The following is a 13168-nucleotide window of genomic DNA, read 5'->3' on the forward strand; positions in this document are numbered from 1 at the left end:
TCGCCCCTACGGTGTTGACCCGACCCCCACACCGCAACTTGGCCCCTGTGGTGTCAACCTTGCCTCAGTGGTGTCAATCTGATCTCCGCATCGCCACCCTGCTCCTCGCGGCATCGCTCTGGCCCTTCCGCGGCGTCACCCAGTGCCGCATCGCCACTTTGCCTCTGCGGCGCCACCGTGGCCCTCGCTCCGCGAGCCCGGCCTCCGCGCGTCAGCCTGGTCTTCGCTCCGCCAGCCCGGCCTCCGCGCATCAGCCCGGCCTTCGCGCCGTCAGCCCTGCGCTCGCACTGCCGCCCTGCCCCTTGCACCGCCGATCTGGCCGCCGCGGCCTGGCCCCTGCGCCGTCAGTCCTGCGTTCGCGCCGCGGCTCTCGCACCGCCACCCGGCTTATGCGCGCCACTCTCACCCCTGCGGCCCAACCCCGCCCTGCGGCGCCAACCCGGTTCACAGCGCCAACCTGATCCTCCGGCCTCCATGCGCCAAATCTGGCCTCCGCAGCGCCAACCCTGCCCCACCCCACGCCCCGATTCCCACCCGATCAACTCCGCGGCCGGAACCCCCTCCACCCAGTCGTGCTCCACACCATCAGTAGCCACCACCCCCGAAGACAGCCCCCGCGCCCCCCGAAGCCGCGCCGACCAAGATCCACTCCGGTCCAGGGGCCCTCCCTCCCGGGGCCCGGGGGCCCATCTCTGAACCTATCGAACCGGCTGGTTTGTCAATAGGGGTGCGGAAAGGGCTGTGGATGGTTGGCGGGGATGTGGACAAGTAGGCGCCCCCGGGGGCGGACGGCCGGCAGCGACCCGGGACGGGAGTCGACGCGCAAGCCGGAGTTCGGCCGGGAACCCCAGTGGCGGGAGGTCTCGATGCCGGTTTGGCGGGCATTGTCCGGGGTGGGGCGGCGTCTGTACTGTGTCGGGACTTGTGGGCCGGTGAGGTGGGGTCGGGGTTGTGGGTGGCGGGCTGGTGGGGCGGGAGCGGTTGCTGGCCCAGGTGTCCGCCCGGCTCGACCAGGGTGGGGGCGTGGTGCTCACCGGGCCCAGCGGCATCGGGAAGACGGCGGTGCTCGACGCGGTGGTCGCTCCGGGGGCGGTGTTGCGGGCGACCGCTGCCGAGGCTGAGCGGTGGATCTCCAGTGGTGTGCTGGCCGAGTTGCTCGCCCAGGTGCCGTCCGCGATCGTCGCCGCGTTGCCCGCCGAGTTCCGGGACGCGGTCAACGGGGTGCTCGTCGGCCGCCGTGTGGACGGGGGGATGCCGCTGCGGCACGCCTGGCACCTGTCGCTGTTGGCCATGGCCGCCAGGGAACCCGTCCTGGTCCTGCTCGACGACGCCCAGTGGGTCGATGCCGCGTCGGCCGACGTGATCGCGTACGCGGCCCGCCGGGTCGGGTCGGCGCGGGTCAGGGCGGTGGTCGCGGGCAGGCTCCCGGAGACCGTGCCTCTCGACGACGACGGTCCCCGCGCCGTCCCGCCCGCCGCGCTCGCGCCAGGACCGGTGCTGCGCCTGCAAGTCCCCCCGCTCACCGCCGACGACCTCGCCGAACTCCTTGACGCCCATGGGCTCTCCGCGCGCACCGCCGCCGCCATCCACGCCGATTCCGCGGGCAACCCGTACCTCGCGCTCACCCTTGCGGGCGCCGCCACCGACCGCCAGTCGCTGCCGCCCACCGTCGCCCTGCTCGTCCGCGAGCGCCTGGCCTGCCTCGGCCCCGCCGAGCGGGAAACGTTGCTGTGGTGCGCTTTGGCCACCCGACCGACCGTCCGGCTGTTGCTGCGAGCCGGTAGGGCCGACGCCGCACGGGACATCGCCAGGGCCGCCGAGGTGGGGCTCGTGGTGACCGATGCCGAGAAGATCCGATTCACCCCGCCCGCCGCCGCATCGCTCATCGCCGACCTCGCCGACGGCGACTACCGCGCCGCCGCTCACACCAGGCTTGCCGAGGTCGTCACCTCCGACGCCGACCGCGAACGCCACCGCGCGCTCGCGTCAGAAGATCCCGACGCGGCCGTCGCGCGCTCGTTGGTGGTAGCGGCGGAAACCGCGCAGCGACAGGGTTCCCGCGATCTGGCCGCCGAGTTGTACCTGCTCGCCGCGGACCGAACGCCGAGCCACGAACGCGCACAACGACTGGAATGGCTCGTCGCGGCAGCGCGAACCGGCGCCGTCGCTGCCCGCGGTGACGTGGTGCGCCGAGCCGCCGACGCCGTGCTCGCCGCGGATTCCGCTCCACTGCAACGGGTTCGCGTCCGGATGTCGCTGATCCACCTTGCCGGACAAGGAGTCGCCGACGAGCAGGAGCTGTTCGCCCTGGCACTGGCCGACGCGGGGGACTGCCCGCGCTCCGGCGGGCTGCTGTGGCTGTGGCGGTCCTGGGCGGCGATGATCAACGGGTGGCCCGCGGTGTCGGCCGAGCAGGCCACCCGCGCCGCCGACCTGGCCCGCTCGGTCGACGACACCTCCATCGAGGCCATGGCGTTGGCCACCGCCGCGCTGATGAAGCGGCTGGCGGGGGAGCGGGACTTCGACGAGCCGCTGCGGCAGGCGTTGTTGCTGCCGCCACCGGACATGGACGGGTGGGCGCACTTCTCGCCCGCGTTCATCGTCGCCCGCTTCGCCGCCATCGACGAACGCCTGGAGGACGCCCGCGCCCTGTACCTGGGCATGCTCGGCATGGTCGAGCGCGGCGCGGTGGAGGAACTGGTCACCGTGCTGCGCGGGCTCACCGAGGTCGCCGCCCGGTTGGGCCGCTGCCGCGAGGCGATGGACTACGCGGCCAGGGCGCGGCGGATCGGCGGCGAGGCCAGGCTGAGCCCGGCCCCCGGCTGGCACACCAGCGCCGTCGCCGAACTCGCCGGTGGCAGCGTCGCCCGCGCGCTGACCTACGCCGAACGCGGTGTGCGGGCCGCCGAGCAGGACTCGGACCTGGTCTTCCTGCGCAGGCACCTGCACCTGCTCGGCCAGGCCCTGCTGCGCTCCGGTCGCCCGGCCGAGGCGGTCACGGCGCTGCGCCGGATCCCCGAACTCGAGCAGCCGCGCGGGATCCGCGACCCCACGATGCTGCGCTGGCACGGCGACCTGGTGACGGCCCTGGTCTCGATCGGTGAACACGCTGAGGCAGCCGCGGTCCTGGCCGACACCCGCGACCGGGTCGCCGGAGTCCCTGAGCCCGCAGGGGTTTCCGCGCAACTCGACCGCGCCGAGGCGTCCCTGCTGGCCGCCCGGGGTGACCTCGACGGCGCGGTGGACCTGTTGCGGGGCGCGGAATCCGTGTTCGCCGCGTTGGGTCAACCGTTGGAGACGGGTCATTGCCTGCTGGTGCGGGGCCGGATCGAACGCGGTCGCCGCCGCCACGCCGCTGCCCGGGAGCCCGTGCGCAGGGCCGCCGCGCTGTTCGCCGCCGCCGCTGCCCACCCGTGGACCGAGCAGGCCGAGCACGTCCTGACCCGGCTGGCCGGGCCGGTCCAGGCGCCGACCGACCTGACCGCCACCGAGGCCCGCATCGCCGCCTTGGTCGCCGAGGGCGCCTCCAACCGCGAGATCGCCGACCGCCTGTTCATCAGCGTCAAGACCGTCGAGGCATCGCTGACCCGCGTGTACCGCAAACTCGGCATCCGCTCCCGGACCCAGCTGAGCGCCCGCCTGCACGACTGACCCTCTCTCTTCTCGACCACCGACGTAGTCACCTAGTCGACTGACGTCCCGGCCCCATCCCGCCCGTTTCCCCAGCTCGCCTTCATCCACAACCCCGCACTTGTCCACAGATCCGCCCACCCCACCCCGTCGATCTCGCCCATGCACTAGACTGGCCTAGGGGACGCCCCCCGGAGAGGGTGGGGGCTGGGAGTGTTCCGGGGGCGGCCTCCGCGAGGGCGGCGGCCGGGGTGGGCGCGGGGTGTGCGAGGGTTTCCCCTGATGCCCGCGCGCGCATGGCGGTCTTAGCCTGAGGGCGCTGGTCGGGTCACCCGCAATAGCGTGTGGTCGCTCGACCGGCATTGTCGTCCCCGGGTGGCGCTTTTCGGCCTGGGGCGGGCGCGGACCCTGCTGGTAATATCCACCTTACGCCTGAGGTTGGTGGGGTTCGTGCCGCGCCCCGGGTGCGATAGCGCTGGTCAACCGCGCGAAGAGTACTTTCACAGTTAACCGGGATGTCCGGTGGCGCACCGTGATCACGCACTCGGGGATATCCGGGAAGGTGAAGTTCGTTCGTCGGAAATGCGCAGACCAGCGGCTGTTTCACCCGACGAGCGCATATCCGGTAACAAGTTCCCCTTGTGGTACCCGGGGTCCGCGAGCACCATTCGAAATACCCGCCGGATACGTCCTAGTGAGGGCTTGGCGCATTCGGCGGAAGGAGGGCTTTGGCCCTTGTCCCCTGCACTCGAGAACCGTTGGAGAACATGTGAAACGCACACTCGTCGCCGCCGTGGTGCTGACCGCGGCCGCGGCAGCGGTGGCCACCGTTCCCGCGTTCGCCGGCCAGCAGGCCGCCCCCGCCCCCACCGCGACCGACGTCGCGCCCGAGGTGCTCAGCGCGATGGAGCGCGACCTCGGCCTGTCCCGCGACGCCGCGATCGCCCGGCTCGACAGCGAGACCAGGGCGACCGCGCTGGAGGCCGACCTGCGCGGGCGGCTCAGCGACACCTTCGGCGGCGCGTACTACGACGCCGCGAAGGGCAAGCTCGTCGTCGGTGTCACCGACGCCACCAAGGCGTCCCAGGTGCGCGCGGGCGGCGGCGAGGCCACCGTGGTCCGCCACAGCGCGGCCCACCTCGACGCCACCGCCGCGGGCCTCGACGGCAAGACCGCGCCACAGGGCGTCACCGGCTGGTACGTCGACGTGCAGCGCAACACCGTCACGCTGACCACCGCCAACGGCACCGCCGCTGCCGCCAAGCAGTTCGTGGCCACCTCCGGCCTGGACGCCTCGGCGATCTCGGTCGTCGAGTCCACTGAGTCGCCCCGCCCGCTCTACGACGTGCGCGGCGGCGACGCGTACTACATCGGGTCCGGCTCACGCTGCTCCGTCGGCTTCTCCGTGCAGGGCGGCTTCGTCACCGCCGGGCACTGCGGCCGCTCGGGCGCCACGACCAAGGGCTCGAACCAGGTCGCCCAGGGCACCTTCGCGGGCTCCTCGTTCCCCGGCAACGACTACGCGTGGGTCCGCACCAACACCAACTGGACCCCGCGCGGCGTCGTCAACCGCTACAGCGGCTCCACCACCGTCGCGGTCAAGGGCGGCACCGAGGCCGCGGTCGGCGCGTCGATCTGCCGTTCCGGCTCCACCACCGGCTGGCGCTGCGGCACCGTCCAGGCCAAGAACCAGAGCGTCAACTACCCGCAGGGCACCGTCAGCGGCCTGATCCGCACCAACGCCTGCGCCGAGCCCGGCGACTCCGGCGGCTCGTGGCTCGCGGGCACCCAGGCCCAGGGCGTCACCTCCGGCGGCTCCGGCAACTGCTCCTCCGGCGGCACCACCTACTTCCAGCCCCTCACCGAGATCCTCTCCGTCTACGGCCTCCGCCTCGTGACCAGCTGACCCCACCCCCCCACGCGAGCCCCGGCCCTGGCGTCCCACCACCGCCGGGGCTCGCCCACGTCCCCGAGAGGTCCCGCGACAGAGCTCCTTCACCCGAGCCCCACTACCTGGACGCGGTCAACCGGGCTCGGGTCGACGGCGCCCCGCCACCGGGAACCTCAGTCGCAGGGGAGGTCTGTTCTGGTGCGGACGCCGCATTTGCGCAAGGCGTTGGCGACGTGGTCCTCGACGGTGCGGACGGAGATGAAGAGGGCTTCGGCGATCTCGCGGTTGGTGTTGCCCCGGGCCGCCATCGCGGCCACCGCCGCCTCTCGGGGTGACAAGGCGTCGCCGTAGCCGCGTCGGCCGCCGCGGTGGCGTGGGGTGACGCCGTGCTTGCGCAGGGCCTGGGCGCAGCGGGCGGCGTCCCAGCGGGCGCCGAGGTCGGTGAAGCCCGCGACGACGTCGACCATCGGTTCCTTGTCGCCGTTGTCCAGCAGCACCGCGGCCAGTGCCTCCCTGGCGAGCAGCCGCGCGTACGGGCGGCCCATCGCCTCGTACTCGCCCTCGGCGGCGGCGAACAGGTCCACCGCCTTCGCCCGCGGCGCGACGTACCCGGCGGCCTCCAGCGCGGCCGCGCCCGCGGCCGGGGCGTCCAGGGACACCACCGCGTCCGCGAACTCCCGGTGCAGCGCCACCGCGCCCGCCCGGTCGCCCAAGGCCACCATCGCCGCGCACGCCTGCGGGACCACCTGCGCCGCCCAGCCCCAGTTCCCGTGCCTGCGCACCAGGTCGAGCGCGGGCGCCAGCAGCAGCAACGCCTCCCGCGCGCGGTTGCCCGACAGCGCGATCCTGGCCCGCGCCGCCGCCACCCCGGCCACCTGGGGGATGGTCAGCAGTTCGGCGCGCTCGCCCACCGCGCGCAGGTCCACCTCCGCGTCGGCCAGCGACCCGGTTGCCAGCGCCAGTTCCGCGCCCACCAGCCGCGCCTCCGCGTCCAGCAGCGGCAACCGGTGCGCCCCCGCGCTCGCCCGCACGTGCGCGATCCGCTCCGGCAGGCCCTCCCAGTGCCCCGCGGCCAGGTCCAGCCGCAGCCGGGTCCCGGCGACGAGCCGGTTGGTGTAGAGGCCGGAGTCCTGGTCGACCAGCGTGGGGATCAACGTCAGCAGATCCCGGGCGCGCGCGTCGTGGCCGAGCAGCAGCGCCGCGTCGGCCGCGTTGCTCGCCCCGCGCAGCAGGTGCAGCCGGGCCTCCGGTGTCGACCCGCGGGCGAGCGCGGCCCGCCACACCGGCCAGCCGTCGGGATCGCCGTAATACAGCAGCACCGACGCGTGGTTGACGTGCACCGCAGTGTGCACCGCGTGGTCGTCGAACGAGCCGAGCATGTTCAGCGCCCGCTTCGCCCACGCCAGGTGCTCGGTGTCGGTCCCGGAGGTGGACGACGGGATGGCCAGCGCCGCCATCGCCCGCGCCGCCAGGTCCGGCCGGTCGGCGAGTTCGGTGACCGCCACCCGCAGCTGTTCCCGACCCGCGCCAGCCTTGCCCGCCTGCGACACCAACAACATGCCGAGCCCGAACCGGATCTCCCCGCGCGGCCGCTCCGGCAGGTCGTCCTCGGCCAGCACCGACCGCAGCGCCGCGACGGCCTCGTCGTGGCGCAACCCCGGCTGCGCGGCGCGGCTGAGCAGCGCGGCGACCCTCGCCCTGGTGGTGATGTCGATGCCGGAGCCGGACACCACGTCCGCCAGCAGGTCGACCGCGGTGTCCCCGTCGCCCAGCGCGACCGCGCGGGTGGCCGCGGCCTCGGCGTGGCGCACCCAGTCGGCCACCAGCCCGGCGTGCTTGCAGTGCCTGGCCAGCCGCGCGTGCGGCACCGGCGCCACCTCGGCCAGCACGGTCGCCGCCGCCCGGTGCGCCCGCCGCACCTCGTCCGGGGCGAGCAGGTCGATCACCGCGCGGGTCGCCAGCGCGTGCCTGGTCGCCAGCAGCCCCGGCGCGCACTGGCGCAGCAACCCGTGGGCCAGCGCGTGGTCGATGGCCTCCGCCGCCGTCGGGCGGTCCAGTCCGGCGACCCGGCCGAGCAGGTGCTCGTCCACCGGTGCGCCGAGCGTGGCCGCGGCGCCCACCACGTCCCGCACCGCCGCGGGGAGGGCGGCGAGCCGTTCCGCGATGGACCCGCGCAACGCCACCGGCGCGGTCAACCGGTCCAGCACCGACCTCGGCGCGTCGGCGAGGCGGGGCGCCGGTTCCGCGGGCAGCGCCCGGCACACCTCCTCCACCACGAACGGGACGCCACCGGTCAACTCGTGTAGACGTGTGGCGAACTCGGTGGTCACCCTGGTCAACCCGAGCAACCCGGCCGCTAGCTCACCGACCTCGGCGACCCGCAGCGGCCGCACGGTCGTCTCCACCGCGCGCGCCCACCGGGGCAGGTACCCGGCCAGGTCGACCACCGGCCGCTCGGCGCGCACGCTCTCCGGCCGGTACGTGACCAGCACCGTCAGCTTCGGCGGCAGGCCCCGGCACAGGAACCGCAGGAACTCGTAAGTCGCCTCGTCGGACCAGTGCAGGTCCTCCAGGACCAGCACCGCCGGACCCAGCTCGGCCAGACCCGCGCGCACTCTGGGAAAAACGTCGACCCGGTCCACCCGGCCGACCGGCGGGCTGAACAGGTCCAGACCCTTGAGCGCGTCGAGCACCGGCCCGAGTGGGAACGGCTCGCGCAGCGGCAGGCACTCGCCGACCAACCAGTGGTGCCCGAGCAGGTCCGGGTGCTCGCGCAACTCGGCCACCATCCGGCTCTTGCCGATCCCCGCCTCGCCCGCGACCAGCACAAGCGCGGGCGCGCCGACCGAGGACAGCCGCGCCAGCTCCGCGCCGCGGCCGACCAGCGGCGCGCGGTCGAGCGCGGTCGATCTGTCCACAGTGGTTCCCAGAGGACCCGTTTCCATGCTGCACCTTTTGCCTGGGGTGAACGGCTTTCGCGCCCTGCCCACCACGGATCTGCTCACGGTAGCGCCTGAGTTAAGCCCGTATCGCCACGGATTGCAACGGCCCGGTCACTGCAACAGCATCGGGTGTGCCATTCCGTGACGATCGCCAACCCGGTGGTCTCGTCGTAGGAGGTACTCCCGAAGTGACTGACCAGCTCCCCACCACGGAAGACGCGGGCGAGGGCAACATCACTCGCAAGCGGCTGCTCCAGCTCGGCGCCCTCGTCGTCCCCGCCGCGGGCCTCATCGGTGCCACCGCCGCCGGTGGCTTCGCCGCCGCCAGCCCGGCCGAGGTGCGCCCCGAGGGCGCCGAGGCGATCAACCTGGCCTGCACCCCCGGCCAGAGCACCACCATCGCGCAGACCGAGGGCCCGTACTTCAAGCCGGGCTCCCCGCAGCGCACCAGCCTGATCCAGCCGGGTACCACCGGTACCAGGCTGACCGTGAGCGGCTTCGTGTTCAGCCGCTCGTGCAGGCCGCTGGCCAACGCGCTGCTGGACTTCTGGCAGGCCGACAGCCGCGGTGCGTACGACAACAGCGGTTACACCTTCCGCGGGCACCAGTACACTGACGCCAGCGGCAAGTTCACCCTGACCACGATCGTGCCCGGCCTCTACCCCGGCCGCACCCGGCACATCCACGTCAAGGTGCAGAACCCGGGCGGCCGGATCCTGACCACCCAGCTGTACTTCCCGGGTGAGCCGCGCAACAACACCGACACCATCTACGACCCGCGGCTGCTGATGAACGTCCGCACCGTGGGCTCGGCCAAGGAAGGCACGTTCGACTTCGTGCTGAACGTGGCCTGACCAGCCTGATCCGCGCTCCACAGTGGACGGCCGAACCGGCTCGGGCCGCTGCGGCGCGGTGAGACGTCCGACGGTGCTCCCTGCCGCCGGTCGACGCCACCCGACGCGGCGGAAAACCGAAGGCGGACCGTGCACCTACGCCTCGCGCACCGCCACCGCCCGCGTCGGGCCTGGCGGTGCCACCACGGTGACGCGGACGTCGGACTCGAGGTCGCCCCCGGGTCGGACCGGCCGGGGAACGGCCACGGGGGTAGGGGCGCCGGGCACAGCAGGGCCCGGCGTCCCGTCTCCCGAAGCTCTACATCGGGAGAGAAATCGCAGCTCAGGCCGTCCAGCCGGGCCCGTTGTGTCCACTGTGGACGTCGAGCTGGTAGCCCTTGGCCGAGAAGCTGGCCAGCACGCTGAACCGGTCGCCGCGCACCACCGTGTGCCGCCACTCCACCGGCGTCCGCTCGGCGAGCCCCAACCGGTCGATGGCCAGCGCCGCGGTGTCCTGCGGGGCCGCGAGCAGCCTGCGCTCGCCCTGGGTCGGCACGACCGCCCGGATCCGCTCCTGGCCGCCGGTCAGCCGGATCCCGCACCGCGCGTCCAGTTCCCGGTACAGCGAGGTCCCGGTGAAGTCGACCTCCCGCAACCGCGCGGTCAGCGCGTGCGGCAACCACACCCGGTCCACCGCCAGCGGCGCGTCCCCGGCGAAGCGCACCCGCTCCAGGTACAGCAGCGGCGTCGACTCCTCCAGCCCCAGCTTGCTGGCCACCACCCCGTCCGCGCGCACGTCCAGCACCCGCACCGCGCTGTAGGCGCTGAGCCCGCTGGCCTGCACCGACGCGAACAGGCTGTAGAGCGCCCCGAGCGGCTGCGTGATCTCCGTCTGCCTGCCCAGCCTGGGCGGGTGCCCCCGCCCGGCGACAACCGTGCCGTCGGCCCGCAACCGGCGCAACGCCTCCCGCACGGTGTTGCGGCTGACCTCGTACTCCGCGGCCAGCGCCAGCTCACCGGGGAACACCCGGGTGAACTCGCCACCGTCGACCCGCCGCAACAGGTCCGCGTGCAACTGCGCCCACAACGGCGTCGACAACCGCCGGTCCAGCCGGGCCGCGCCCGCGCGCTCGACAGCCGGGATCAGCGCCGCTCACCCCCTCGCGTGCCTGCTGGCCGAATCGTCCCCCATCGAACCTAGCAGGTGGACGTGCCCGCTCGACCGCACACGGGCCGATCACCGGCCACCGGTACCACGGGCTGGGAAGTCCACAGTGGACCAGCTCTTGGCGGGGTGTGGCCGGTAGGCGGGCAGGTGGGGCGGGTGTCAGCCGACCATCTCGTGACCGCGGACGGCGTCGCGTTGGCGGGGGAGGGTGGTGCTGTCGAGGTACCACTGGTAGGTGGCGGCGATGCCCGCGCGCAGGCGGATGCGGGGTTCCCAGCCGAGGCCGGTGAGGGTGCGGATGTCGAGGACCCGGCGGGGGGCGCCGTCGGGCATGTCGGGGTCGAAGGCGAAGGTGCCGGTGTAGCCGATGGTCTCGGCGAGCATCTTGGCCAGGTCGGCGATGCTGATGTCGCGGCCGGTGCCGATGTTGACCGGGCCGGGTTCGTCGTAGTGCTCCAGCAGCGCCATGCAGGCGTCGGCCAGGTCGTCGACGTGCAGGAACTCGCGGCGCGGGGTTCCGGTGCCCCACACCGTCACCGACTCGTCGCCCGCCTGCGCCGCCTCGTGGATGCGCCGCATCAGACCGGCGAGCACGTGCGAGGAGGTGGGGTGGAAGTTGTCGCCCGGGCCGTAGAGGTTGGTCGGCATGGCGCTGATCCAGGACAGCCCGTCCTGCTCGCGCACCGCCCGCACCTGGGCCATCCCGGCGATCTTGGCGATGGCGTAGGACTCGGTGGTCGGCTCCAGCGGCCCCGCCATGATCGAGCTCTCCCGGATCGGCTGCCGGGACTCGCGCGGGTACAGGCACGACGAGGCCAGGAACAGCAGCCGGGGCACCCGCAGCGCGCGGGCGGCGTCGAGCACGGAGACCTGGATGCGCAGGTTGTCGGAGATGATGTCGGCGGGCTGGGTGACGGTGGTGAGGATGCCGCCGCCGCGCGCCGCGGCCAGGACGACCACGTCCGGGGCGTGCTGGGCCATGAACCGCGCGGTGGCCGCGTGGTCGCGCAGGTCCACTTCGGACGACGACGCCAGCACCAGGTTCTCGTGGCCCGCGGCGCGCAACCGCCCGCACAGCGCCGACCCGGCGAGGCCGCGGTGGCCTGCGACCAGGATCCGGCTCGCCGTGGTGAGCCGAGGAGCGTGCATCGGCGGTCCTTCCCGTCCAGGTGCGCCGCCAGCCGCGGTGATCACCGGCGGTCGAGGGCCAGGATGGCATCCGCCGCCCGGCCGCGCCGCTGCTCGGGGCGCCGGTGCCGCCGGGGCCGCTCGCGGTGACCACCCGCTGTGTGACCGGCGGTGCCGATTGTCCAGTTTCGGGTCCTCTGGCATCGCCTGACCAGGGACATACCACCGGCAGCTTCTCACGCTGAGTCGCCACTATCCCCGAGAAGAGCGAGTGTTACCCCGCCAACGGGTCATCTTTGGCAAGCTCGGCGCAGGTCCACTGTGGATCCCGGCGACCATCACCTGTTCGGGGAAGATCTGTGCCACCCTGGTCGTGGTCGACGGGAAGGTGCGCGATGCGGGTCCTGGTCACCAACGACGACGGCATCGAGTCCCCCGGGCTGCACGCCCTGGCCCGCGCGGCCGCCGAGGCGGGCATGGCGGTCACCGTCGCCGCCCCCGCCGCGGAGGCCAGCGGCACCGGCGCCGGGCTCACCGCCGCGCAGGACCACCGCAGGGTGGTCACCGAGCCGCGTTCCCTGCCCGGCCTGGACGTCCCCGCCTTCGCGGTCGCCGCGCACCCGGGCCTGATCGCCATGGCGGGCTGCCACGGCGCCTTCGGCGAGGTACCCGACCTGCTGCTCTCCGGCATCAACCTGGGTGCCAACACCGGCCGCGCGATCGTGCACTCCGGCACCGTCGGCGCCGCGCTCACCGCGAGCGTGCTCGGCTTCCGGGCCCTGGCCGTGTCCCTCGACGTGCCGTTCGGTCATTCGACCCCGCCGAGGTGGGACACCGCGGCCGCGCTCACCGCCGACGCGGTCGCCCTGCTGCTCGACTGTCCACCTGGGACGGTGCTCAACGTCAACGTGCCCGATGTGGCGCCCGAGGCGGTGCGCGGCGTGAAGTGGTCGACGTTGGCGGAGTTCGGGTCCGTGCGCGGCGCCGTCCAGCGGCTCGACGACGGGTCGATCAAGGTCACCACGGTCCGGGTCGACGCCGACCTGGAGCCCGGCACCGACGCCGCCTTGCTGGCCGACGGCTACGTCACGGTGACCGCGGTGCGCTCGGTGGCCGAGGACGACCGGGTCCACGGCCGGGCGAACGGGTGGATCGGCTAGCACCCGCGCTGTTCGGGGACGCTCACGCCGGGGTTGGCGGCGAGCGCGTCGGCGACGCTGGCGTACGGGGCGATCTCGCCGAGCAGGCTGCTGACCTCCATCGCCCGCAGCACCGGCGGCGCGCAGCAGGCCACCGCGACCCGGCCGCCGTCGCCCCTGGCCCGGCGCTGGGCGTCGGTCAGCAGGGTGAGGCCGCAGGCGCCGACGAAGGCGACACCGCTGAGGTCGACCACCAGCAGCGGGGGCTTGCGGGCCAGCCGCACGGTCAGCGCGGCGTCGACGACGGCCTTGGTCGCCAGGTCGAGGTCGCCGCGCAGGCGCACCACGGGGGTCCGCGCGCCCGAGGCGCCCAGGGTGTCGAGTCGGATGGTCATTCTCGGCGCGGGGAAGTCCATGTGTGGCGCTCCCTAGGTAGG

At 73.6% G+C, this 13168-nt stretch carries 8 protein-coding genes; 4 read left to right on the forward strand and 4 right to left on the reverse strand.

The features are described 5' to 3' along the window. The first annotated feature begins 951 nt into the window (after nucleotides 1-951). Both CLV68_RS32045 and CLV68_RS32050 read left to right on the forward strand, forming a co-directional pair. On the forward strand, nucleotides 952-3651 hold the full coding sequence (locus tag CLV68_RS32045; protein WP_121394775.1) for a helix-turn-helix transcriptional regulator: 2700 nt from the start codon (nucleotides 952-954) through the stop codon (nucleotides 3649-3651). A gap of 748 nt (nucleotides 3652-4399) precedes the next feature. After that, nucleotides 4400-5536 carry a S1 family peptidase gene (locus tag CLV68_RS32050; protein ID WP_121394776.1) on the forward strand — a complete coding sequence of 379 codons (1137 nt, stop codon included), beginning with the start codon at nucleotides 4400-4402 and terminating at the stop codon, nucleotides 5534-5536. A 158-nt stretch (nucleotides 5537-5694) separates the two neighbouring features. Here CLV68_RS32050 and CLV68_RS32055 read toward each other — a convergent pair whose 3' ends face one another. Beyond that, nucleotides 5695-8439 (reverse strand): ATP-binding protein, encoded by a 2745-nt coding sequence (locus CLV68_RS32055; RefSeq protein ID WP_121394777.1) that lies wholly within the window; start codon nucleotides 8437-8439, stop codon nucleotides 5695-5697. 212 nt (nucleotides 8440-8651) lie between these two features. Between CLV68_RS32055 and CLV68_RS32060 the strand changes: the two genes are divergently transcribed. After that, nucleotides 8652-9317: a dioxygenase family protein gene (locus tag CLV68_RS32060; RefSeq protein ID WP_092786417.1), complete on the forward strand. Its 666-nt coding sequence runs from the start codon at nucleotides 8652-8654 to the stop codon at nucleotides 9315-9317. Between the two features lie 322 nt (nucleotides 9318-9639). Here the strand turns inward: CLV68_RS32060 and CLV68_RS32065 are convergent, their stop codons facing one another. Further along, nucleotides 9640-10395, reverse strand: a complete 756-nt coding sequence (locus CLV68_RS32065) for a GntR family transcriptional regulator (protein ID WP_245782761.1) — start codon at nucleotides 10393-10395, stop codon at nucleotides 9640-9642. Between the two features lie 228 nt (nucleotides 10396-10623). Then, a complete protein-coding gene (locus CLV68_RS32070) occupies nucleotides 10624-11613 on the reverse strand; it encodes a GDP-L-fucose synthase family protein (RefSeq protein WP_246010233.1) in 990 nt (329 codons plus the stop codon). 374 nt (nucleotides 11614-11987) lie between these two features. Between CLV68_RS32070 and surE the strand changes: the two genes are divergently transcribed. Next, nucleotides 11988-12752 carry a 5'/3'-nucleotidase SurE gene (gene surE / locus CLV68_RS32075; RefSeq protein WP_121394779.1) on the forward strand — a complete coding sequence of 255 codons (765 nt, stop codon included), beginning with the start codon at nucleotides 11988-11990 and terminating at the stop codon, nucleotides 12750-12752. Here the strand turns inward: surE and CLV68_RS32080 are convergent. Further along, complete coding sequence (locus CLV68_RS32080) at nucleotides 12749-13147, reverse strand: STAS domain-containing protein (RefSeq protein WP_121394780.1); 399 nt, start codon at nucleotides 13145-13147, stop codon at nucleotides 12749-12751. The two genes, surE and CLV68_RS32080, sit on opposite strands and share 4 nt — an antisense overlap. Nucleotides 13148-13168 lie beyond the last annotated feature (21 nt).

This window comes from Actinokineospora cianjurensis, assembly GCF_003663795.1.
Classification (GTDB): Bacteria; Actinomycetota; Actinomycetes; order Mycobacteriales; family Pseudonocardiaceae; genus Actinokineospora; species Actinokineospora terrae.